Annotated in this window: 21 protein-coding genes and 1 pseudogene; 13 read left to right on the plus strand and 9 right to left on the minus strand. The window is 62.0% G+C overall.

What is annotated here, in order from left to right; translation table 11 throughout:
- Positions 1-11 precede the first annotated feature (11 nt).
- The 8 genes from LB453_RS01435 to LB453_RS01470 all read right to left on the minus strand — a co-directional run bounded on the left by LB453_RS01435 (position 12) and on the right by LB453_RS01470 (position 7,680).
- Positions 12-911, minus strand: coding sequence for an ABC transporter substrate-binding protein (locus tag LB453_RS01435; protein WP_411970170.1), 900 nt, complete (start codon positions 909-911; stop codon positions 12-14).
- Positions 912-918: 7 nt separating this feature from the next.
- Positions 919-1,713, minus strand: coding sequence for an amino acid ABC transporter ATP-binding protein (locus LB453_RS01440; RefSeq protein WP_103796630.1), 795 nt, complete (start codon positions 1,711-1,713; stop codon positions 919-921).
- The gene (locus LB453_RS01445; RefSeq protein WP_103796631.1) at positions 1,697-2,626 is read right to left on the minus strand and encodes an amino acid ABC transporter permease; all 930 of its coding nucleotides are present in this window, start codon (positions 2,624-2,626) and stop codon (positions 1,697-1,699) included. The genes LB453_RS01440 and LB453_RS01445 overlap by 17 nt, the downstream gene beginning before the upstream one ends.
- Before the next feature lie 9 nt (positions 2,627-2,635).
- A complete protein-coding gene (locus LB453_RS01450; RefSeq protein WP_103796632.1) occupies positions 2,636-3,148 on the minus strand; it encodes a GNAT family N-acetyltransferase in 513 nt (170 codons plus the stop codon).
- 10 nt (positions 3,149-3,158) lie between these two features.
- Positions 3,159-4,100: an ABC transporter substrate-binding protein gene (locus tag LB453_RS01455; RefSeq protein ID WP_103796633.1), complete on the minus strand. Its 942-nt coding sequence runs from the start codon at positions 4,098-4,100 to the stop codon at positions 3,159-3,161.
- 13 nt (positions 4,101-4,113) lie between these two features.
- Positions 4,114-5,427, minus strand: coding sequence for an LLM class flavin-dependent oxidoreductase (locus tag LB453_RS01460; protein WP_103796634.1), 1,314 nt, complete (start codon positions 5,425-5,427; stop codon positions 4,114-4,116).
- Between the two features lie 79 nt (positions 5,428-5,506).
- The gene (locus LB453_RS01465) at positions 5,507-6,661 is read right to left on the minus strand and encodes an amidohydrolase (RefSeq protein ID WP_103796635.1); all 1,155 of its coding nucleotides are present in this window, start codon (positions 6,659-6,661) and stop codon (positions 5,507-5,509) included.
- Positions 6,662-6,678: 17 nt separating this feature from the next.
- Positions 6,679-7,680 carry an MsnO8 family LLM class oxidoreductase gene (locus LB453_RS01470; RefSeq protein WP_103796636.1) on the minus strand — a complete coding sequence of 334 codons (1,002 nt, stop codon included), beginning with the start codon at positions 7,678-7,680 and terminating at the stop codon, positions 6,679-6,681.
- 322 nt (positions 7,681-8,002) lie between these two features.
- On the opposite strand from LB453_RS01470, the gene LB453_RS01475 reads away from it, so the two are divergent.
- The 12 genes and pseudogenes from LB453_RS01475 to LB453_RS01530 all read left to right on the plus strand — a co-directional run bounded on the left by LB453_RS01475 (position 8,003) and on the right by LB453_RS01530 (position 19,892).
- Positions 8,003-9,634 (plus strand): TIGR04028 family ABC transporter substrate-binding protein, encoded by a 1,632-nt coding sequence (locus tag LB453_RS01475; protein ID WP_103796637.1) that lies wholly within the window; start codon positions 8,003-8,005, stop codon positions 9,632-9,634.
- Between the two features lie 13 nt (positions 9,635-9,647).
- A complete protein-coding gene (locus LB453_RS01480) occupies positions 9,648-10,592 on the plus strand; it encodes an ABC transporter permease (RefSeq protein WP_103796762.1) in 945 nt (314 codons plus the stop codon).
- Positions 10,589-11,437, plus strand: a complete 849-nt coding sequence (locus LB453_RS01485) for an ABC transporter permease (RefSeq protein ID WP_103796638.1) — start codon at positions 10,589-10,591, stop codon at positions 11,435-11,437. Before LB453_RS01480 ends, LB453_RS01485 begins: the two co-directional genes overlap by 4 nt.
- Positions 11,434-13,047 (plus strand): annotated as a pseudogene (locus LB453_RS01490) (dipeptide ABC transporter ATP-binding protein). The gene LB453_RS01485 and the pseudogene LB453_RS01490 overlap by 4 nt, the downstream one beginning before the upstream one ends.
- The gene (locus LB453_RS01495) at positions 13,044-14,054 is read left to right on the plus strand and encodes a putative FMN-dependent luciferase-like monooxygenase (protein WP_103796639.1); all 1,011 of its coding nucleotides are present in this window, start codon (positions 13,044-13,046) and stop codon (positions 14,052-14,054) included. Before LB453_RS01490 ends, LB453_RS01495 begins: the two are co-directional and overlap by 4 nt.
- Positions 14,051-15,163, plus strand: coding sequence for an alkylhydroperoxidase domain protein (locus tag LB453_RS01500; RefSeq protein WP_103796640.1), 1,113 nt, complete (start codon positions 14,051-14,053; stop codon positions 15,161-15,163). The genes LB453_RS01495 and LB453_RS01500 overlap by 4 nt, the downstream gene beginning before the upstream one ends.
- A gap of 2 nt (positions 15,164-15,165) precedes the next feature.
- Entirely contained in the window at positions 15,166-16,296 is a 1,131-nt protein-coding gene (locus LB453_RS01505) for an amidohydrolase (RefSeq protein ID WP_103796641.1), read from the plus strand.
- 20 nt (positions 16,297-16,316) lie between these two features.
- Positions 16,317-17,165 (plus strand): VOC family protein, encoded by an 849-nt coding sequence (locus LB453_RS01510; protein WP_103796642.1) that lies wholly within the window; start codon positions 16,317-16,319, stop codon positions 17,163-17,165.
- 288 nt (positions 17,166-17,453) lie between these two features.
- Positions 17,454-18,044, plus strand: a complete 591-nt coding sequence (locus LB453_RS01515) for a TetR/AcrR family transcriptional regulator (protein ID WP_103796643.1) — start codon at positions 17,454-17,456, stop codon at positions 18,042-18,044.
- A 164-nt stretch (positions 18,045-18,208) separates the two neighbouring features.
- The gene (locus tag LB453_RS01520) at positions 18,209-18,817 is read left to right on the plus strand and encodes a hypothetical protein (RefSeq protein WP_146053847.1); all 609 of its coding nucleotides are present in this window, start codon (positions 18,209-18,211) and stop codon (positions 18,815-18,817) included.
- A 54-nt stretch (positions 18,818-18,871) separates the two neighbouring features.
- Complete coding sequence (locus LB453_RS01525) at positions 18,872-19,450, plus strand: DUF308 domain-containing protein (protein ID WP_103796644.1); 579 nt, start codon at positions 18,872-18,874, stop codon at positions 19,448-19,450.
- Positions 19,451-19,601: 151 nt separating this feature from the next.
- A complete protein-coding gene (locus LB453_RS01530; protein ID WP_103796645.1) occupies positions 19,602-19,892 on the plus strand; it encodes a chorismate mutase in 291 nt (96 codons plus the stop codon).
- Between the two features lie 69 nt (positions 19,893-19,961).
- On the opposite strand, the gene LB453_RS01535 is transcribed toward LB453_RS01530, so the two are convergent.
- On the minus strand, positions 19,962-20,810 hold the full coding sequence (locus LB453_RS01535; RefSeq protein WP_103796646.1) for a LysR family transcriptional regulator: 849 nt from the start codon (positions 20,808-20,810) through the stop codon (positions 19,962-19,964).
- A 119-nt stretch (positions 20,811-20,929) separates the two neighbouring features.
- Between LB453_RS01535 and LB453_RS01540 the strand changes: the two genes are divergently transcribed.
- A complete protein-coding gene (locus tag LB453_RS01540) occupies positions 20,930-21,676 on the plus strand; it encodes an SDR family NAD(P)-dependent oxidoreductase (protein ID WP_103796647.1) in 747 nt (248 codons plus the stop codon).
- Positions 21,677-21,740 lie beyond the last annotated feature (64 nt).

The following is a 21,740-nucleotide window of genomic DNA, read 5'->3' on the forward strand; positions in this document are numbered from 1 at the left end:
CCGCCCCTGCTTCAGTAAACGATCCCCGGCGGATTAACCGCTGAGGCTTTAATCGCCTCGTTCTGCTCGCCCCAGCGGTTAAGCACCTGCTGATACTGCCCGCCCGCGATAGTGCTGTTCACCGCCGTCTGTAGCGCTTCCGCCAGTCCGTTGCCCTTTCTGGTCGTCACCGCCACCCAGGAGCGCACCGGGCCGTAGCCAACAATCTTTGTATCGCCGCGCGACGCCACCTTCCAGGCCGCCATCGACTCCGGGCCAAACAGCGCATCGGCGCGTCCCGAAAGCAGCGTCAGCGTTGCCGCCGCCTCGTCGGTAAGGTAAACCGGCATCACCGGCTTTAACCCTCTGGCGCGGTTCTGTGCGTCCCAGCCCAGCAGAATGCGCTCCTGATTGGTGCCGGAACTGACGATAATACGCAGCCCCGCAATATCTTCCGCTTTGTTGATGTGGGTAATGGGGCTGTTTGCCTTCACCAGAAATGCATGGCCGTCGGCGCGGTAGGTGGCGAAGTCGAATTTCTTCTTCCGCTCCTCCGTCACCGCGATATTGAACATCGCCACGTCATAGCGCCCGGCGGCGACGCCGAGCGGCCAGTCTTCCCACGAGGCGGGCACCAGATGCAGCTTCAGCCCCAGGCTGTCCGCCAGCAGCCGCGCAAAATCGGCGTCGCTGCCGATACGCGTTTTATTGTCGGAGGCTAGCAGCCCCAGCGGCGGCGAATGGGTATTGGCGGTTGCCACGGTCAGATAGCCCGGCTCGACAAAGCGGAAGCCGGGCGGGATCTTGCCGATCGCCTGCGGACTGGCCGGCGCCGCTATCGGCGTCTCATTCTGCGTTACGTCGAGGCTTGCCGCCAGCGCGGGCGAGAGCGCGCCGAGCAGCAGCGCGGAGAGTAAAGGTATTTTCATCATCGCTTTCCTACAGCACGCGTGCGAGGAAGCGGCGCGTGCGCTCATGGCGCGGATTACTCAGCACCTGAGTCGCGCTGCCCTGCTCGACAATTTTGCCATCCACCATAAACACCACGTTATCCGCCACTTCGCGCGCAAAGCCGATCTCGTGCGTGACCACCACCAGCGTGGTGCCCGAGCGGGCCAGTTTCTTGATAACGTCGAGCACTTCGCCCACCAGCTCGGGATCGAGCGCCGAGGTGGGCTCGTCAAACAGCATCACGCGCGGGTTCAGCATCAGCGCGCGCGCAATGGCGATGCGCTGCTGCTGGCCGCCGGATAAATGGCGCGGCCAGGCGTCAGCCTTATGGCGCAGCCCAACGCTATCCAGCAGCTCCCCGGCCCGCGCCACGGCGTCGCGCTTAGAGAGCTGGCGGTGCGCAATCGGCGCCTCAATCAGGTTCTCCAGCACGGTGAGATGGGGAAAGAGATTAAAGTTCTGGAACACGTAGCCGACGTTAACGCGCTGGCGCAAAATCGCCTTCTCTTTTAGTTCATAAAGCCTGTCGCCGCGCCGCTGGTAGCCAATATAGTCGCCGTCGATCTGAATAAATCCTTCATCGACACGCTCCAGATGATTAAGCGTGCGCAGCAGGGTCGACTTGCCGGAGCCGGACGGCCCGACGATCACCGTTACCGAGCCTGGATCCAGCGCCAGCGACACATTATCCAGCGCCTTGTGGCGGCCGTAGCTTTTGCTGACGCCGGTAATAGTGATGGCGCCGGTCGCCTGCGCCTGACGGTAATCAATGGCTTCGGACATGGCTAATCTCCTTATGTGCAGCAACAGGGTTTAAACGGCTGCGCCACTGGCGCCAGCGTGAAGGTTGGGGATCGCGGGTGACGCTGCGCGCCAGCCAGCGTTCGACGCCGTGCTGGATCGCCGACAGCACCGTGGTGATGATCAGATACCAGGCCGCGCCCACCATCAGCAGCGGAATCACCTCCTGGTTGCGGTTGTAGATCATCTGGATGGTGTAAAAAAGCTCCGGCATCGCCAGGACGTAAACCATCGCCGTGCCCTTCGCGAGGCTGATAATCTCGTTAAAGGCGGTGGGAATAATGGCGCGCAGCGCCTGCGGCAGAATAATGCGGAAAGTGCGGCGCGTCGCAGAGAGGCCGAGCGCCGAGGCCGCCTCCATCTGCCCGTGATCGACGCCGAGAAAGCCGCCGCGAATAATCTCCGCGCTGTAGGCCGCCTGCACCAGCGTCAGCCCGATAACCGCCGCCGGAAACTGCCCCAGCACGTTAATGGTCTGGAAATGGCCCCAGGCGAGGGCGGTAAAGGGCACGCCAAACGAGAGCGTGTCGTAGAGATAGGAGAAGTTATAGAGAATGATCAGCACCACAATCAGCGGCAGCGAGCGGAACAGCCAGATATAACCCCAGGCGAGACTGCTGAGCAGCCACGACGACGAGAGGCGCGCCAGCGCCAGCAGGCCGCCAAAAATCAGGCTGAAAATGGTGCCGAGCAGCGTCAGCAGCAGCGTCTGCCCCAGACCGTGCAGGATCACCGGATCGAAAAACCAGCGGGCGAACACGCCCCACTCCCAGCGCGGGTTCAGCGCCACCGACTCCACGACGCCAGCCAGAATAAACAGGGCGACGATCGCCCCGAACGTGCGGGCCGGATAGCGCGCCGGCACCACTTTTAACTGCTGATGTTCCCTGTTCATATTCTCTCCTCAACTCGCCTGAGCGACGCTGTTGACGTCGATAACCTTGGTAAATCGCAGACGACCGTCATAGGGCGGCTGCCCGTAACGCTCCAGGTCGCCGCTGAGGTCAAACTGCGGCTGATAGCCGAAGCTGCTGTAGAGACGCACCGCCTCCGGCTGGCGAAAGCCGGTGGTGAGGTAGAGCCGCCGGTAGCCGGCGCGCCGCGCGCGCCGCTCAAGCTCTTGCACCACCAGCAGCGCCAGCCCCTGACGCCGCAGATCGCCGCGCGTCCAGATGCGCTTCAGCTCGGCGGTCTCCGCATCAAACGGCTTGTAGGCGCCCATTGCGATAATCTCGCCGTCGCGCTCCAGCACGATAAACAGGCCGCGCGGCGGCAGATACCATTCGGTTTTTTCGACCTCCTGGTTATGGCGAAAAAAGTCGCCGTAGCGCGATTCGTAAAAGGCGAAAAGCCCCGTCAGGATCGGCTGCAGCTCAGGCGCCTCCGGCGAGACGTCGCGGAAAGATTGCTGGCTCATGGTTCACCTCTCAGTCGCCCAGGCCCGGCGGGTTGATTTCGGAACGGTCGATCCTCTCCACGCCTTCGCCCCAGCGGTTAAGCACCTTGAGGTAGTCGCCGTTCTGAATCACGCCGTTGAGCGCGGTATTGATCGGCTCGGCCAGACCGCTGCCCTTTTTCACCGTCACCGCGATGTGCGCCACTTTTGGCCAGCCGCCGTCGAAGCTGCCTACCAGGCGGGTTTTGCCGGTCAGCGCCGCTTTCCACGCGCCAATAACGTTCGGCCCGAAGTAGGCGTCGGCGCGGCCCGACTGCAGGGCCAGCGTCTGGGTGGCGTCGTCTTTGGTGTAGATCGGCGTGAACGGCTTAAGCCCCTTCGCCTGATTGGCTTTATCCCAGGCGAGCAGCACCGCCTCCTGGTTGGTGCCGGAGCCAACGATAATGCGCAGCCCGGCTATATCTTCCGGCTTGTCGATCGCGCTGATCTTGCTGTCGGCCTTGACGTAGAAGCCGAGCGTATCGCGGCGGTAAGTGGCGAAATCGAACTTCTCTTTACGCTCTCTGGTAACGGTGACGTTGGAGATAGCCGCGTCGTACTTGCCCGAGGCCACGCCGAGCGGCCAGTCTTCCCACGAGGTGGGCACCACGTTGAGCTTCAGGCCGAGGCTATCGGCCACCAGCCGGGCAATATCGACCTCGCTGCCGAGCAGCGTTTTGTTGTCGTCGGAGAAGACCGTCAGCGGCGGCGAGTTCTGCGCGGCAACCGCCACGGTAAAGGCACCCGGCACCACAAAATGATGGCCTGCCGGCAGCTGCGCCACCGCCTGGTCGTTCTTCGCGGTATTAATCGGCGTTTTATTGGCTTCGAGACTGACGCGCTGGCCGTTGTAATCTACGCTGGTGCCGTCGGCGTAAGCCGTGCTGGCGCTAGCCAGCAGCAGCAGAGCGATAAGGGTTTTCTTGTTCTGCATAGCGAAAGTGCTCTTATTGTTGTGAGAACTGATTAGCCGGTTCCTTCAGGCCAAGGCTGGCGCGCAGGGTGGTGCCGGGATAGTCGCGTCGCGTCAGGCCGCGCGCCTGCAGCACCGGCACCACGCGATCGACGAAGCGCTCGAAGGTGTCAGGCGTGCCGCCCTGAATAATGAAGCCGTCGGTGGCAAAGTTTTCGAACCACTGCTGCAGGCCGTCCGCCACCTGTTCCGGCGTGCCGTGAAACAACGGACGCGGCGTGGCGGCCTCCAGCGCGGCCTGGCGCAGCGTATGGCCGTGCTCGCGCGCCTTGCGTTTGATTTCGTCGGTGGTGCTGCGGAAGCTGTTCTGGCCGATATCGCCCAGCGCCGGGAAAGGCGCGTCCAGCGGATACTGCGAGAAGTCGTGGTGATCGAAGAAGCGTCCCAGGTAGTTAAGCGCGTCCTGGATCGACACCAGCGCCGCGGTGGTCTGGTACTGCTGCTCGACATCCTCGGCGCTGTCGCCGACGATGACGCTGACGCCCTGGAAAATATGCAGATCTTCCGGCCGGCGGCCGTTTTCTTCCAGCTGGCGCTTCACGTCGCGGTAGAACGCCTGCGCCTCTTCCAGCGTCGCCTGATGCGTGAAAATCGCGTCGGCATGGCGCGCCGCCAGCTTCTTGCCATCCTCAGAGGCACCCGCCTGGAAGAGGATGGGACGGCCCTGCGGCGTGCGCTCAATATTCAGCGGCCCGGCTACCTGGAAGAAATCGCCATGGTGGTCGATAGCGTGCAGCTTGCTGGGTTCGAAAAATTTGCCGCTCGCCTTATCGCGCACAAAGGCATCCTCTTCCCACGAATCCCACAGCCCTTTCACCACGGTGAGATACTCGTCGGCGATGCGGTAGCGCAGCGCATGTTCCGGGTGCTGCTTGCGGGAGAAGTTTTTCGCCGAGCCTTCCAGCGGCGAGGTCACCACGTTCCAGCCCGCGCGGCCGCCGCTCAGGTGATCGAGGCTGGCAAACTGGCGCGCGGTGATAAAGGGCTCGCTGTAGGAGGTAGATACCGTGCCCACCAGCCCGAGATGCTCGGTGACGCCCGCCAGCGCCGACAGCAGCGTCAGCGGCTCGAAGCGATTGAGAAAGTGGGGAATCGATTTTTCATTGATATAGAGGCCGTCGGCGACAAACAGGAAATCGAGTTTGCCCTCTTCCGCTTTGCGCGCGATACGTTTTGCATAGTCGAAGCTGATGCTGGCGTCCGCCTGCGCGGCGGGATGACGCCATGCGGACATATTGCCGGATGCGCCATGCAGCATGGTGCCCAGTCGAAGCTCTCTCGTCGTCATGATGTTCTCTCTGTTTGGGTTGCAGCGGTGCAGCTCGCGCGGCGCATCGGGCCGCGCGAACGCCGTTCAGTTCAGGGGATCAGGTCAGGATGGCGTCGCAACATCGCGCGTTGAGCCGTTGCAGCGCCTGCTGCGCCAGCTGGGCGAAGTAGCGGGCGGCGGGCGCAATCAGCGCCTCGTCGGGATTGAAAGCGGAGTGATGGAGGCCAAACGGGCTGGCGCTGCCGATACTGACGAATGCGCCAGGCAGTTTTTGCAGGTAGAAGGCGAAATCTTCGCCGCCGAGATGCAAATTGGCCGTCTGCACGCGGTACCCCGCCTGCGCGGCAATCTCGCTGGAAAAGCGCGCCCATTCAGGATCGTTCACCAGCACCGGCGGGCCGGCGTGCCAGCTCAGGGTCGCCTGCGCGCCCGCCGCCTCGGCGAAATGGCTCACCAGCGTCCGCACGCGCGCCTCCAGCCCGGCGCGCACGTCAGGATCGTGGGTGCGCGCGGTGCCGCCGAACTCGACGCTGCCGGGCAGCACGTTCCAGGTTTTGCCCGCGTCGATGCGCGTAATACTCAGCACCAGGCTGTCGAGGGTGTTGAAGCTGCGGCTGGTGAGGCTTTGCAGCCCCTGAATAATCTGGCTGGCGGCGACAATGGTATCGACGCCCGCTTCGGGATGCGCCGCATGCGCCCCTTTTCCGCTGACGCGGATAATAAATTTGTCGGCGTTGGCGTAGAACGCGCCGCCGCGCGTGGCGAACACCCCGGTCGGCAGGCCCGGCTCGTTGTGCATGCCGAAGATTGCCTGTACGCCCTCCAGCACCCCGGCGTCGATAAGCTGGCGCGCACCGGCGGCGATCTCTTCTGCCGGCTGAAACAGGATACGTACGCGGCCGTTAAGCTGCGCCTCGTACTGCTTAAGCTGCAGCGCCGCGCCCAGCATCACCGCGCTGTGGACGTCGTGGCCGCAGGCGTGCATCACGCCGGGATGACGCGAATGAAAGGGCAGCCCGCTCGCTTCATGCACCGGCAGCGCGTCGATATCGGCGCGCAGCGCAATCAGCGATTCACCCTGGCCGATCTCCGCCACCAGCCCGGTTTTCAGCGGATAGTCCAGCAGGGCTATATCCGCCGCCTGTAGCCAGGCGCGCAGGCGCGCGGTGGTCGCCTCTTCCTGGCCGGAGAGCTCTGGCCAGGTATGCAGCTCGCGACGCCAGGCGATCAGCTGGGAATCAAATGTGCTCATGGTTCTCTCCGCCAGGGTCAGGCTGCGACCAGATGGTGCGTCGCCAGCAACTCCAGCGAGCGGAAGCGCGCTTTCGGCTCGGCGATTGGCGTGTCGATAACAAATTCGTCGACGCCATAGTGCTGCTGCAGCGCATCCAGCTGGGCATGGACCTGCGCGGCGGTGCCTTTCAGCAGCGACGGCGTGCGCGGCTCGATAACATAGTCGGTAAAGCCGCCCTGACGCACATAGCGTTCGGCCTGCTCAAGGCTGACGACGTTGACGCCCTGGCCGCCGTTAACCTTCACGTGGAAGTGGCGCAGGCCGTTGACCAGCAGATCCGCCTCGGCCGGGGAGTCGGCCACCACCACCTGCACCGCGACCAGCGCGCGCTGGCCGCTAAGACGATGGTAGGTGCCGAGGGTGTTCTCCATCAGCTGGCGGTCGCCGTTGAGATGGGCGGCGAATACCAGCTGCCAGCCCTGCTGCGCGGCAAGGGTGGCGCTCTCTTCGCTGGCGCCCAGCAGAAAACGATTAGCCGGACGCGGCGGCAGCGGCGTGGCGTGCAGGGTCTCTTCATCCCCGGCGTCACGCTGCTGGGGCGCATCGAGCCACTGGCCAAGCTGCTTCAGCTGTTCGGCGAAGCTGCCCTTACCCCGCGCATCCACGCCCGCCTGCAGCGCGCGGGTCGATAGCGGCAGCCCGCCCGGCGCTTTACCCACGCCCAGGTCGATGCGGCCCGGCGCCAGCGACGCCAGCAGGTTGAAGTTTTCCGCTACTTTATAGGGGCTGTAGTGTTGCAGCATCACGCCGCCAGAGCCGACGCGAATATGCTGCGTCTGCGCAATAATCCAGGCGATGAGCACCTCTGGCGACGGACTCGCCAGCTGCGCGGTGTTGTGGTGCTCGGCCAGCCAGAAACGGTGATAGCCCCAGCGTTCCGCCTGTTGAGCCAGCTGCAAGGTGCGCTGTAGCGCGCTGCTGGCCGGCTCATCCGCGAGCACCGGCGATTTATCCAACAAACTCAGACGATATGACATTCACCCTTCCTCACTAATATCCCGTTGCGACCCAGTGTGGAGCGAGGTTAATAATTCGTAAAACAACAAATATGAAAAAAGGAACGCGAAAAATGGCATAGCGGCTGTTATTTCCGCAGAGCGAGGTGGCGCTGTATTTATTAACGGCAGGCGAACAGCGAAATATTAAACGCCTCATCTTCTGGCAAGAGCGCTATTTTTATGACGCGCCGTTATTTGTTATTTTCAGATAAGCTTTGCGCAATTCGTTGGTTCATTTGGCCTGCGCCGCGTCCGATGATGAATTCCGTCTTTTAAGGCAGTTGATAACAAAGGAATTCACATGACGCGTTTTACTTTTTCGCCACTGCCGCGCGCGCTGGCATTTGCACTGCTTGCAGGGAGTATCCCGGTTCACGCGGCGGAGACGCCGGTGAAAGGCGGCACGCTGATCTATCTTGAGCAGCAGGCGCACACCAATCTTTACCCGCCGGCAGGCGGCTTCTATCCCAATGGCGGCATTCTGAACCAGATCACCGACAAGCTCACCTGGCAGAATCCGCAAACGCTGCAGGTCGAGCCCTGGATCGCCGAAAGCTGGAGCAGCAATGCGGATAAAACCGAATACACCTTTAAACTTCGTCCCGGCGTCACCTTCTCTGACGGCACGCCGCTCGATGCCAGCGCGGTCGCAAAAAACTTCGACACCTACGGCCTGGGTAATAAAGCGCAGCGCCTGCCGGTTTCTGAAGTGATTAATAACTACGACCACAGCGAAGTGATCGATCCGCTGACGGTGAAGTTCTATTTTAAAAAGCCCTCGCCCGGTTTTTTACAGGGCACCGCCACCATCGGCTCTGGTCTGGTATCGCTCAGCACCCTGGCGCGTAATTTCGATCAGCTCGGCGACGCGCGGCATATTATCGGCTCCGGCCCCTTTGTGGTCAGCGATGAAAAACTGGGCCGCGAGGTCGATCTTATCGCGCGCAAAGGCTATCAGTGGGGGCCGAAAAATGGCCAGCAGCAGGGGCCAGCCAATCTAGACGGCATCAAAATTATCGTCACGCCGGAAGACAGCGTGCGCATCGGCGCGCTGCTGGCGGGCCAGGCGGACATCATCCGCCAGGTGCAGGCCTATGACGAGAAGCAGGCAAAAGATCAGCAGTTTCCGCTTTACGCGGCGCCCACGCGCGGCGTGAACGACAGCATCAGCTTCCGTCCCGATAACCCGCTGGTAAGCGACCTGCGCGTGCGTCAGGCGCTGCTGCACGCCACGAACGCGAAGCAGGTGGTTGATACCCTCTTCTCACCCAACTATCCGCAGGCTAAATCGGTGATCGCCACCAGCGCGGCGGGCTTTGTCGATCTCAGCGACAAACTGACCTTCAACCCGGAACAGGCGAAAAAACTGCTGGACGAGGCGGGCTGGAAAGCGGGCGCAGACGGCATCCGCGTCAGAGACGGCAAGCCGCTGGCGCTGACCATCTATGAATCCCTGCCGCAGCCGCAGAACAAAGAGGTGCTGCAGCTGATCGCCCAGCAGTGGCGTCAGGTCGGCGTAGCGCTGACGGTTAAGGCGGGCGACGCGGGCAGTAAAACCCTCGACAGCCTGGATCCGCTGAAGACGCCGCTCACCGTCTCGGAAGTGGGCCGCGCCGATCCCGACGTCATCAAGAGCCAGTTCTACCCCAGCAACCGCGACGCGCTGCTGCAAAAAGGCGGCTCCAGCGACAAAGTGCAGCGCTTCCGCGACGACAGGCTGAACACCCTGCTGCTGGCCATTTCCGCCGAGGTCGATCCGGCGAAGCGCCTGCAGCTGGCGGGCGACGCGCAGCGCTATCTGCTGGATAACGCCTACGTTATTCCCATCTTCGAAGAGCCGCAGGTGTTTGCCGGGGCGCCCTGGCTGAAAGGCGTGCGCTTTGAAGCGGTGGGTCGCCCGGCGTTCTACGGCGCCTGGCTGGAAAAACATTAAGGCGGGCTAAATGATGCGACACTATTTGCTGCAACGGCTGGGTAGCGGTCTGCTGGTGCTCTGGGCCGCCTTTACCCTCTCCTTTGTGCTGCTGCAGGTGCTGCCCGGCGACGCGGTGCTGATTAAGTTTCAGAACCCGGACTTAGGGCTTAGCCCGCAGCAAATAGCGGAGATGCGGCTCGCCTACGGCGCGGACAGTCCGCTGTGGCAGCAGTATTTGCATACGCTGTTGGCCATGCTGCGCGGTGACTTCGGTTTTTCGGTGCAGGCGGGCGTGCCGGTGAGCGCGCAGATCGCCGATAACCTGCCGGGGACGCTGCGCCTGGCGCTGTGCGGTTTTCTGCTGGCGACGCTGATCGCCTTCGCGCTGGCGGCGCTGTCGCGTCAGCCCGCGCTGCGCGGCCTGCGTTCGCTGCTGCAGTCGGTGCCCGCGCTGTTTATCTCTGTTCCGACCTTCTGGCTCGGCATTGCGCTGATCCAGATCTTCTCTTTCCAGCTGCGCTGGATTCCGGTGATCAATCCCTCGCCCTGGCAGGGACTGCTGCTGCCGATCGTCACGGTCGCGGTGCCCATCTCTGCCCCGCTGGCGCAGATCCTGCTGCGCAGCATCGATGAGGTCTCGACGCAGCCCTTTGTCGCGGTGGTGCGCGCCAAAGGCGCCAGCGAAAGCCGCGTGCTGTGGCGTCACCTGCTGCGCAACGCCATGCTGCCGGTGCTGACCATCGCCGGGCTGCTGCTGGGCGAGCTGATCGCCGGCGCGCTGGTCACCGAAACGGTGTTCGGCCTCGGCGGCCTCGGCCAGCTGACGCAGCAGGCGGTAAACAATCAGGATGTTGCGGTGCTGCAGGCGGTGGTGATGATCTCCGCCCTCGGCTTTGTGGCGATTAACCTGCTGGTCGATCTGCTGATGCCGCTGTTCGATCCGCGCCTGCAGCGCGTTGCCGGAGGTGCCCTGTGAGCCTGGTTGACTACGCCTCCGCGCGCCGCGCCTTTAACGGCCGCCGGACGCTGCGCGTGCAGCCAGGCTTATGGCTGGCCTGGCTGGTGATAATAGTGGCGGTGGTGGCCGCCATCGCGCCCGCGCTCTTTACCAACTATAGCGCCACCGACGGTATCGCCGGGGCGCAGCGTCTGCCGCCGCAGGCGGGACACTGGCTCGGCACCGATCAGCTGGGACGCGATCTCTGGGCGCGTATGGTCTACGGCGCCTCGGCGTCGCTCTCCGCTGCGCTGATCGCCGTTACGATGGGCCTGACGGCAGGCAGCGCGCTCGGCGTACTGGCGGGGGCCAGCGGCGGCAAAACCGAGAGGCTGATTATGCGCGCCGTCGACGTACTGCTCGCCATCCCTTCTCTGCTGCTGGCGCTGAGCCTGTTGATCCTGCTCGGCTTCGGCACGCTGCACGCCGCGCTGGCGGTGGGTATCGCCTCAATCGCCAGCTTCGCCCGCCTGGCGCGCGGTGAAGTAGTGCGCATTCGCCACAGCGACTACGTCGAGGCGGCCTTCGGCAGCGGCGGCACCTTTTTCGCCGTGCTGCGCCGCCATATTTTGCCCAACGCGCTGACGCCGCTGATTGCCTTCGCCGCGCTGCAGTTCGGCCAGGCGATCCTTGCGCTTTCGACCCTCAGCTTTCTCGGCTACGGCACGCCGCCGCCCGCCCCGGAATGGGGGCTGCTGATTGCCGAAGGGCGCAACTATCTCTCTACCGCATGGTGGCTCACCACCTTTCCCGGCCTGCTGGTGAGCGCCGTGGTGCTGGCCGCCAATCGCATCAGCATTCAGATTGCAGGAGGTCGCCGATGAGCGCATCCGCACCGCTGCTGGCGGTTAAACATCTCAGCCTGAGCTATCGCAGCGGGCATCAGTGGCGTCAGGTCGTGCATGAGGTCAGCTTTGACCTGCGGGCCGGGGAAATGGTGGCGCTGGTGGGCGAATCGGGCTCCGGCAAAACCACCACCGCGCAGGCGATTATCGGGCTGATGGCTGATAACGCCCGCCGCGACGGCGGCGAGATCCGCCTTAACGGCGAAGATATCGCCGACTGGTCGCAGAAGCGGCTCAGCCAGCTGCGCGGCGTGCGCATCAGCCTGGTGCCGCAGGATCCGGGCAATTCGCTTAATCCGGTAAAAACCATCGGCGCGCAGGTCGACGAAATCCTGCGCCTGCATACCCACCTCAGCGCCGCCGCGCGCCGCAGCCGCGTGGTGGCGCTGCTGACGCGCGTCGGCCTTAGCCATCCGCAGCAGCGCGTCGATCACTATCCGCATCAGCTCTCAGGCGGCATGAAGCAGCGGGTGCTGATTGCGATTGCGCTGGCGCTCAGCCCGGATCTGATTATCGCCGACGAGCCCACCAGCGCCCTCGACGTCACGGTGCAGAAGCGCATCCTCGATCTGCTTGACGCGCTGCGCCGCGAGTCCGGCACCGCCGTGCTGTTTGTCACGCACGATCTGGCGCTGGCCGTGGAGCGCGCCGACCGCATTATGGTGTTCCGCCACGGCGAGATTCAGGAGTCGGCGCCGGCTGCTCAGCTGGTCGCTGCGCCGCAGCATCCCTATACCCGTCAGCTACTGCGCGATGCCGCCCCGCCGCGCGCCGCGCGCCGCGCGCCTGACCGGCTGGCGACGCCCGCAATTAGCGCCGCCGCTATCGGCAAAAGTTTCGCGCTGGGTAAAAACCAGCGGCTGCAGGCGCTGCATAACGTCAGCTTCGAGGTGGCGCGCGCGTCGACCCACGCGCTGGTCGGCGAATCTGGCTCGGGTAAAACCACGCTGGCGCGCATTCTGCTCGGCTTCGAGCGGGCGGACAGCGGCAGCGTAACGCTGGAGGGTGCGCCCGTCAGTGGCCTGCGCGGCGAAGCGCTGCGCCAGCTGCGAAGGAAGATCCAGTTCGTCTATCAGAACCCCTTCGCCTCCCTCGATCCGCGTCAGACGCTGTTGCAGATCGTTGAAGAGCCGCTGCGCAATTTTGAACGGCTCAGCGCCGCCGAGCGCCGCCAGCGGGTCGAGGCCGTTATGGCGCGCGTGGCGCTGCCCGCCGGGCTGCTGTCGCGCAGCGCGCGCGAGCTGTCGGGCGGCCAGCGCCAGCGCGTCGCCCTTGCCCGCGCGCTGATCCTCAACCCTGACATTCTGGTGCTCGACGAGGCGACCTCGGCGCTCGACGTCACGGTTCAGGCGCAGATAGTAGAGCTGCTGCAATAGCTGCAGCGTGAGCTGGGCCTGACCTATCTGTTTATCACGCACGATCTGGCGACGGTGCGCCATCTGGCCGACAGCGTCACGGTATTGCGCGCTGGCGAAGTGGTGGAAAGCGGTGACGCTGTCACTCTGTTTGCCGCGCCGCAGCACCCCTATACCCGCGAGCTGATCGCCGCTATTCCCCAGTTAACTCCGCGCATAAGGGCTTCCGCATGAAGCGACGCATTGGCTTTTTCACCCGACTGCTGGATAAGGCGCCTGCGCAGCAGCGCTATCGCCTGGCAACCGAACAGATTCAGCATGCCGAACGGCTCGGCTTCGACAGCGCCTGGATCGCCCAGCACCACTTTCACGAAGCGGAAGGCGGCCTGCCTGCGCCGCTGGTGTTTCTGGCGCACGTCGCCGCGCATACCCGCACCATTCGCCTCGGCACGGCGATCATCACCCTGCCGATGGAGAACGCCTTGCGCGTGGCGGAAGATGCCGCGGTGCTGGATCTGCTGACTGAGGGACGACTGGAGATAGGTCTCGGTTCCGGCGGCACCCCAGACTCTTTTTTGCCGTTTGGTCTCACTTTCGACCAGCGCGCCGCCGCCTTCGCCGATAACCTACATCAGCTGATCGGTGCCTGGCGCGGCGAGTCGCTGGCGCATCCCGATAACCGTCTCTATCCCGCCGCCCCGCAGCTGGCGCAGCGCGTCTGGATCGCCACCTTCTCCGCCGAGGGGGCGGCGCGCGCCGGAGCGGCTGGACATGGGCTGATGCTGTCACGCACCCAGCCGCGCCCGGCTGAGGATCCTGCACGGCCGCTTGACGCCATTCAGAACCCGATTATCGACGCCTATCTCGACGCGCTGCCTGCGGGTGTTGCGCCGCGCATCCTCGCCTCGCGCACCGCCTTTGTCGCCGATTCGGCGGCCGCTGCGCGCCGCATCGCCGAACCGGGCATTCGCCAGCAGGCGCAGCAGTATCGCGCCGCTGGTCACCAGCTGCGCGGCGAGTCGCTGGACGATCTTTTTGCCCAGTTCGATGCCCATGTCGGTGACGCTGTCACGGTGCGCGCCTCGCTGGCGCAGGACAGCGTGCTGTCGCGCGTTACCGACATCTCTTTCCAGGTTCATTCCGTCGAGCCGTCGCCCGCCGAGACGCTGCGCTCTATTGAACTTATCGCCGAACAGATTGCGCCCTGGCTGCGCACGCTTACCTCTCAGGAGACCCTATGACCCAACCCAACGATCTACTGGCGCAGCTGGCCGATATCGATCCCGCCAGCGCGCTGGCGCAGGCGCGCGCCACGCGTGACGCCGCTACCCGCCACGCGCAGGGCAGCTACGAGGTGCTGTTCAGCCAGCAGGAAAACGATTTTCCACTGGCCGAGCGGGTGGCGCTGGCGGCGCAGGTCGCCGAATGGCACGGTGCCGAAAAGCTGGGCGCGCACTATGCCGCCCATCCGGCATTTCAGCCGCTGGGGGACGCCGCACGTCATCAGCAGGCGCGCGCTTTTGCTCAGCGCCTGACCTTTGAGCCGGTCGCCGCCGCGCCTGAGCATATTGAGGCGTTGCGTAACGCGGGCTGGAGCGAGCGCGGCGTGGTGACGCTGGCGCAGCTGGTGGGCTTTATCAGCTTTCAGAGCCGGCTGCTGGCCGGCCTGCGCCTGCTGCAGGGCGAAGAGCGAGACGGTGCGGCGCACCCCGCGGTGGCGGGCCGCTGGCATACCGCCGGGCAGACCGCCAGCGGTCAGACCGCGCTTACCGCCTTCACCCAGGCAGAACTCGGCTGGGAACCCTGGCTGGCGGCGAAGCCGCTGGCGGAATTCAACGCCGACGAGCAGGCGCTTCTGGCACGCTTCGGCCACAGCGATTCCGACTATTTCCGCCTGCTGGCGCGCAATCAGCCGGTGCTGGAGCAGCGCACCCTGACGGACAAAGGCATTTTTTACACCGCCGGCGGCCTGCCGCGCGCCGAACGCGAGCTGGCGGCCACGGTGGCGAGCAAGATCAACGGCTGCATCTACTGCGCCTCGGTACACGCGCGCAAAACGTCGCAGCTGGCGAAAGATAACGACGCGGTGCAGAAGCTGCTTAACGTCGCGCCCGGCGCGATACTGTCGCACGGTCAGTCGCCGCGCTGGGCCGCCGAGATCGCTTTCGCCGCCTCGCTCTCCGTCACGCCGCCTGCGGCCAGCCTGAACCAGCTTCAGGCGCTGCGTGACCAGGGGCTCGACACGCTGGCGCTGCTCGACCTGATCCAGTCAACCGCCTTTTTTGCCTGGGCGAACCGCCTGATGCTGACCCTCGGCGAGCCCTTTCTGCCCTCTGACGCACAAGGATAAGCATGTTGTTATCTGACCAACTGATCGCCTGGCGGCGCGAGCTGCATCAGCACCCCGAGCTGTCGAATCATGAGTTTCACACCACCGAACGCATCACAGGCTGGCTGCGTCAGGGCGCTGTTCGTCTGCTGCCGCTGCCGCTGAAAACCGGCGTGGTGGCGGAGATTGGCCACGGCGACCCCTTAATCGCGCTGCGCGCCGATATCGACGCCCTGCCGATTGACGAAGCCGTCGACCATGCCTGGAAGTCGCAGCAGCCTGGCGTCATGCACGCCTGCGGGCACGACCTGCATACCTCGGTGATGCTCGGCGTGGCGCACCGCCTGCGTCAGCAGGAGCAGCAGCTACCTGGCCGGGTGCGCATTCTGTTTCAGCCGGCGGAAGAGACCTTTGACGGCGCGCAGCAGCTGATTGATGCCGGCGCGCTGGAGGGCGTGCAGGCGATTTTCGGCATGCATAACGCGCCGGATCTGCCGCTCGGCACGCTGCGCACGCGCGGCGGCGCCTACTACGCCAACGTTGATCGCTTTATCATCCGTATCCGCGGTAAAGGCGCGCACGCCGCACGGCCGCATGAAGGCATCGATTCAATTGTGATCGGCAGCCATATCGTCACCGCGTTGCAGACCCTGCCGAGCCGCGTCTTCAGCTCGCTGGAGGCGGTGGTGTTGAGCGTGACGCGCTTTACCGCAGGCAACAGCTGGAACGTGCTGCCGCAGAGCGTCGAGCTGGAAGGCACGGTGCGCACCCATAACGACGCCATTCGCGAGGTGATCCCCCAGCGGATGCGCCAGCTGATCGGCAGCATCGCCGCCGCTTTCGGCGCGGAAGCGGAGCTGGAGTGGATCGCCGGGCCGCCCGCGCTGGTCAATACGCCCGCCTGGGCCGACTTTGCGCTGGAGCTGGCGCAGGCGCACGGCTTTCGTAGCGAGCGTGGCACGCCGCAGATGGGCGGCGAAGACTTTGCGTTCTACCTGCACCATGTGCCGGGCGCCTTTGTCAGCATCGGCAGCGCCAGCGCGTTCGGACTGCATCATCCGGGATTCGATCCCGATGAAGGCATGCTCGCACCGGCAGTGGATTACTTCACTCAGCTTGCGCCGCGCGCCCTGGATATGCTGGCCAGCGCATGACGAAAAAGAGGAGAAAGGAGATGACGATTCCCGTTCCCGTACCGGTGCTGGATCATGTGGTGATTAACGTGGCGGATCGGCTGGATGAGGCGAGCGCGCTCTACCGGCGACTCGGCTTTCAGCTCAGCGAGCGCGGCCATCACACGCTCGGCTCCAGCAACCATCTGGCGGTTTTTGGCGAAAACTACCTTGAGCTGCTGGGCTACGAGCCGGGACGCGGCGATCGGCGCAAAGATCTGTGGCAGGCCCCTACTGGCCTGACCGGTCTGGTGTGGAAAACCCAGGATGCAGAGAGCGCCTGGCTGCATCTGCAGCGTCAGGATCTGGACGGCGACGCGCCCGCCGCGTTTCACCGGCCGGTAACGCTGCCGGACGGCGAAGCGAGCGAGGCGCACTTCCGCACCGTGCGGCTTCGCCCGACGCTGATCCCCAACGGCCGCAGCTTCTTCTGCCAGCACGACACGCCGCATGCGGTGTGGCAGGCCGCCTGGCAGACCCATCCCAACGGCGTGCGTGATATCAGCGAGTTTGTCATCGTGGCGCAGGATCCGGCGCTCTCCGCCCAGGTTTACAGCCATCTGTTCGGCGCGGATCGCATTCTCGCCTGCCAGGACGGTGCCTTTGTGCTGAAAGCGGGCGAAGCGAAGGTGCGTTTCGCCTCTGCCGCCTATGCGCAGACCCGCTTTGGCTCACTGCCGGCCGACTATGATGGCTCGGCGCGCATGTCCGCTCTCAGTTTTCGCAGCGACGATCTGGCGAAGGTAAAGGCGTCGCTTCTGCTGGGGGATATTCCGTTTCGTGAGGAGCCGGAAGCGATTGTGGTCGCGGCGGAACAGGGCTTTAACGTGGCGCTGCGGTTTCATCTGTAAGGTAAGGCCGGGCTCACGCTTTCCGTCCTGTTCTTCAGGCTGCCGCGCCGCGACTGCGGCAGCCTGGCGATGCCGGGGGGCTGTAGTCGCGGTACGGCGCACCCTGTTCCGCTGAATATCGCTTGACCAGCCAGCCTACCTACTAGTAGATTGATTAACAGGCACCGCAGGCTGATGCTAACGCCAGCCCCAGAGCCTCACCCCAGGCGCGCTTGACAACCCGCCTGCCGGTCCGTAGGTTCAGGGCCATTTATCAGTTTGCCATTATTTTTTGCTGCCGGAGCATGCATGAATACCGAACGTTCACTGAAAGCCGCAGAAATCATTGACCACACCAGAACGCTGCTCACCTCAGGCGGTTATAAAAGTTTTAGCTACGCTGATTTAGCCGAACGCGTGCAGATCCGCAAAGCCAGTATTCATCACCATTTCCCCAACAAAGCTGATTTAGTTCAGGCGGTAGTGAGTGACTATCGTCAGCAGGCCCGGGCTGGCATGAGCGCAACCAGTCAGCATTTCGCCGGAGACGCGCTGGGCGAAATTAATGGCTATGTGAATTACTGGGCAACCTGTATTAAAGAAAACAATTCGCCCTTCTGCATTTGCGTGATGCTGGCGGTAGAATTACCCCTCTTGCCTCAAGAGGTAGCAAAGGAAGTTAACGGACATTTTGCCGATCTTACCGAATGGCTGACTGACGTATTCACCAGAGGCGAGAAGAGCGGAGTATTTATACTTAATGAAAGCGCAGCGACTGAGGCCAGCTCTTTTATGGCAATAGTACATGGCGCAATGATCGCCGCGCGTGCTTTCGATAATCCCGATCTGTTCCTGCAAATTGTCCAGCCGGCAATCAATAAGTTACGTAAAACTGCCTGAGCGCTCGCCAATCGGGAAGCTGTATAGCGATTTTTAAACGCCGGATAGCGAGAAATAACAGCGGCATTGCCACCTGCGCTCAACCTACCTACTGGAAGGTAGCCTGAATGAGTTGAATAATTCCCTGATGCTTATCTGCGCTTGCAATTATGAGGAGGTTATTTATGACCGGGATTCCTGCTCTGCCTTCAGTGCCCTGCATAACATTGTCCAGTATTGAAAGGGCCATTAACCGATCCCCTGATGCTGTTGCAGCAGGATTTCAAAGCCTGCTGCAAAACCAGGTCAAACTCTCACAGCGTCACGCAAACACTGTTGAAACCCTGCAGCTGAAGCAAGCTGCGAATCTGTCACCGCATCGATTAGATACCGATACCCTGCTTATGCAGCTCCTGGCCAGTAGAAAGATGCTGTTACCGCCGAAGAATTCTGCCTGTGACGCTGAAGCACTCAGCCAGGCTTCAGCGAAATGCGACCTGAATGATGAGGTTGATTGTGAAGCCGGAGAAGTCACTCCGCTGGCGCATACTGAAAAAGCTGAGGCCATGTTATGTAGTAAAGGCATCAGGAAGCCTGTTGTCATAAGCGGCGACGGTGAATGTTATGCGCTTATTGCTGACAATCCGCCTGCCTGCCCGCCGCTTTTACTGACGGCAGCTATCACACCGCCTACAAACATTGTTATCTGGATCGCCCCCGAAATTATCCGGTTTCGCCCGCGCTTTCGCAGCGGGCGACCCTTGCGTATACGCCGGCTGCGATTCAGGCATTAATCAGGCAAACATTTCTGCTTGTCTGCGATCGTCCCTCTCAACTGGAGAATCATCATGCAAAGCAATAAATTAACATCCGTACAGGCGCAAAACCAATGGCTTCAGTCTTACTATTATCTCCGTGCGGCTGTCTCTGTTTTCTGGATAGCCCTGGCGATACTATTCGGGAAACAGCACCCCGTTATCGGTGCCGTTCTGCTGGTTCTCTATCCCGCCTGGGACGCCTTCGCTAACTATATTGACGCTCAGCGCTCAGGAGGCTTAGCAATAAACCCACCGCAGAAATTTAACTTTTTTGTCAGCATTATTGTCGCACTGGCAATTGTCTGGGCGCTCTCAGTTAGCATGAACGCAACAATCAAAGTATTTGGGGTGTGGGCAATATTTTCTGGCGTGCTTCAGCTCTCAGCCTCGCTGCGCCGCTGGAAAAAAGCCAGCGGACAATGGGCGATGATTTTAAGCGGTGCGCAATCGGCACTAGCGGGCATATTTATGTTTAAACAGGCCAGTAGCGATATCGCTTTAGATGTCACCACCGTTGCTCCCTATGCTGCTTTCGGCGTCTTCTATTTTTTGATTTCCGCCATCTCACTGACCATAAAAAACAGCCGGGAAAATAAGGTAGCGTGTTGAGCTACTTATAGATTAACGCGCCTTTCCTTCTCCTGAGAGGGAACGCATAAGCTATACGGCTTGTTACGCTATTCAAAAGGCCAGATAAAGAAATAAAAAACTATCGCAATGTTGCGTATCCCTTATTCACGCCTGTTTCAGGAGATAAACAATGTACACCAATGATTATCAGGCAGAGCTTTTATCCTTTCGACACACTATCGATAATCTTGATGCTGCACTTATTTATATTTTAGCGGAGCGTTTTCGCTGCACCCATAGCGTTGGCAAACTCAAGGCCAGATATAATCTGCCCGAGAGCGATAAAGCGCGGGAAGCGATGCAGCTCAACAGGCTGAAAGCCATTGCGCAAAGTGCGGATCTCGACCCTGATTTTATGGAAGGCATTATGCGTTATATTATTGACGAGGTGGTCCGCCGGCACGGGGAATTAAAAGCGTAATATTTGTCAGGCCACCTTATCCGTGCAGCCTGCCTTGCCGCTTGCCATGATGAAATCCGCTACGCTTCTTTAAGCCAGCATCGCATCAGCAATATCCAGCAGGGCGCGGAGACGATCCATATGCCGCAGGTCCTGATGGTAGCCGACCCAGATATCTCTTGAGGGAGGTAAATCAGGGGTCGCAATGCGCTGCAGCCCAGGGGTGGCATCGCCCAGGGGCTGTGGCAGCACGGCGACGCCCATGCCGCGCCGACACATTTGCGCCTGAACCGCCCGGCTGGTGCTTTTAAAGGCAAGTCTTGAGTGCGGAAACCGCTCAAGAAGCCAGGAGACGTCAGGGAAGTGCGATTGCTCGGTGTTCATCAGGATCAGCCCCACCGATGAGGGATCGCTAAGTATCGCCTGTGCATTTTCTGGCGTGCCGTAAAGGGCGTAGGGCATGCTCATCAGGCGGCGCTGAACAATATCGGGATCGGTAAAAGGCACGATGCGAAACGCTATGTCCGCATCGCGGCGCGACAGATCGAGCAGGCGAAAACTTGCGATGATTTCCGGCACAATCGCCGGATGGCGGCGCGTCAGCTCGCCCAGTACAGGTGCCAGAACGTAGTTAGCAAACCACTCTGCTGAGGATATTCGCAATATCCCTTCAAGGCGGTCGTGATTTCCTGCCAGACGCCTTTCCATCGCCAGCGCGGAGTTTTCCATCGCCTCGGCCAGCTTCATCACCCCGTCACCCGCGTCCGTCAGCACCAGCCCCTCGCTTGTGCGGCGAAAGAGCGCCTGCTGCGCCTCATCCTCCAGCGCCTTTATGCGGCGTCCCACCGTGGGATGGCTTACGCCAAGGCTCTGGGCCGCCTTGCCGAAAGAGCCGTTTCGCATGACAGCAAGAAATATCTGCACGTCACTCCACTCCATGCCCTGGCCTCCCCGTTCAAAAATGAACATCGAATATACAAAAGTGTCAGTTCTCAAACAACTGTGTAAGTAGCACTCTATCTTCCATCATCCACCCACCCCTGTCAGGAAGCTGAAAGATGAACAAATTAAGCGACAAAGTTGCCCTTGTAACCGGTGGATCCAAAGGGATCGGTGCCGGCATTGCCCGTCAGCTGGCGGCCGACGGCGCCAGGGTCGTCGTCAGTTACGCCTCAAGCCGAAGCGGTGCCGAAAAGGTGGTCGCCGATATTGAAGCCGCCGGCGGGCAGGCTGTGGCGGTCGCGGCGGATGTCACCCGCCAGCCAGAGGTCGAGGCGCTGGTCAACGCCGCCATCGACACCTTCGGGCGGCTGGACATTGTGGTAAACAACGCCGGTATTTATCAGTTCGCCAGCATTGAAGAGAGCACCGAAGCACTCTACCGCCGGCAGTTCGACATCAATGTGCTTGGCCCGCTGTTAGTGACCGCCGCCGCCGCACCGCACCTGAGCAGCGGCGGCAGCATCATTAACATAAGTTCGTTTGTCACCCGCGTCTTTATTGCCGAGAGCGCCATCTACAGCGGTGCCAAAGGCGCGATTGACGCCATCACCGGCGTACTTTCAAAAGAGCTTGGCCCCAGGGGGATTCGCGTCAACGCGGTTAATCCCGGCCTGATAGAAACCGAAGGCAGCCACAGCGTCGGTGCAATGAACTCCGACTTCCAGCGCTGGAATGAAGAGCAGACGCCGCTCGGCCGCATCGGTCAGGTGCAGGACGTTGCGCCAGTCGTCTCTTTTCTCGCCTCAGACGAGGCGCGATGGATCAGCGGTGAGGTGATTCTGGCCTCCGGCGGTATGCGCTAAGCCCCGCGTCCTTCTGACGGCATAACACCCTGTTTTGCTATTACCAGACGTCCCTTAAGGGGGA

This window comes from Pantoea agglomerans, from assembly GCF_020149765.1.
In the GTDB taxonomy this organism is placed as follows: Bacteria; Pseudomonadota; Gammaproteobacteria; order Enterobacterales; family Enterobacteriaceae; genus Pantoea; species Pantoea alvi.

Excerpts from the sequence above, each read along its gene's own strand:
- LB453_RS01445 (WP_103796631.1), bottom strand. The coding sequence starts at position 2,626 with ATGAACAGGGAACATCAGCAGTTAAAAGTGGTGCCGGCGCGCTATCCG.
- LB453_RS01470 (WP_103796636.1), bottom strand. The coding sequence starts at position 7,680 with ATGTCATATCGTCTGAGTTTGTTGGATAAATCGCCGGTGCTCGCGGAT.
- LB453_RS01500 (WP_103796640.1), top strand. The coding sequence starts at position 14,051 with ATGACCCAACCCAACGATCTACTGGCGCAGCTGGCCGATATCGATCCC.
- LB453_RS01460 (WP_103796634.1), bottom strand. The coding sequence starts at position 5,427 with ATGACGACGAGAGAGCTTCGACTGGGCACCATGCTGCATGGCGCATCC.
- LB453_RS01510 (WP_103796642.1), top strand. The coding sequence starts at position 16,317 with ATGACGATTCCCGTTCCCGTACCGGTGCTGGATCATGTGGTGATTAAC.
- LB453_RS01465 (WP_103796635.1), bottom strand. The coding sequence starts at position 6,661 with ATGAGCACATTTGATTCCCAGCTGATCGCCTGGCGTCGCGAGCTGCAT.
- LB453_RS01515 (WP_103796643.1), top strand. The coding sequence starts at position 17,454 with ATGAATACCGAACGTTCACTGAAAGCCGCAGAAATCATTGACCACACC.
- LB453_RS01480 (WP_103796762.1), top strand. The coding sequence starts at position 9,648 with ATGCGACACTATTTGCTGCAACGGCTGGGTAGCGGTCTGCTGGTGCTC.
- LB453_RS01440 (WP_103796630.1), bottom strand. The coding sequence starts at position 1,713 with ATGTCCGAAGCCATTGATTACCGTCAGGCGCAGGCGACCGGCGCCATC.
- LB453_RS01535 (WP_103796646.1), bottom strand. The coding sequence starts at position 20,810 with ATGGAGTGGAGTGACGTGCAGATATTTCTTGCTGTCATGCGAAACGGC.
- LB453_RS01455 (WP_103796633.1), bottom strand. The coding sequence starts at position 4,100 with ATGCAGAACAAGAAAACCCTTATCGCTCTGCTGCTGCTGGCTAGCGCC.
- LB453_RS01475 (WP_103796637.1), top strand. The coding sequence starts at position 8,003 with ATGACGCGTTTTACTTTTTCGCCACTGCCGCGCGCGCTGGCATTTGCA.
- LB453_RS01450 (WP_103796632.1), bottom strand. The coding sequence starts at position 3,148 with ATGAGCCAGCAATCTTTCCGCGACGTCTCGCCGGAGGCGCCTGAGCTG.
- LB453_RS01435 (WP_411970170.1), bottom strand. The coding sequence starts at position 911 with ATGATGAAAATACCTTTACTCTCCGCGCTGCTGCTCGGCGCGCTCTCG.
- LB453_RS01530 (WP_103796645.1), top strand. The coding sequence starts at position 19,602 with ATGTACACCAATGATTATCAGGCAGAGCTTTTATCCTTTCGACACACT.
- LB453_RS01505 (WP_103796641.1), top strand. The coding sequence starts at position 15,166 with ATGTTGTTATCTGACCAACTGATCGCCTGGCGGCGCGAGCTGCATCAG.
- LB453_RS01520 (WP_146053847.1), top strand. The coding sequence starts at position 18,209 with ATGACCGGGATTCCTGCTCTGCCTTCAGTGCCCTGCATAACATTGTCC.
- LB453_RS01540 (WP_103796647.1), top strand. The coding sequence starts at position 20,930 with ATGAACAAATTAAGCGACAAAGTTGCCCTTGTAACCGGTGGATCCAAA.
- LB453_RS01495 (WP_103796639.1), top strand. The coding sequence starts at position 13,044 with ATGAAGCGACGCATTGGCTTTTTCACCCGACTGCTGGATAAGGCGCCT.
- LB453_RS01525 (WP_103796644.1), top strand. The coding sequence starts at position 18,872 with ATGCAAAGCAATAAATTAACATCCGTACAGGCGCAAAACCAATGGCTT.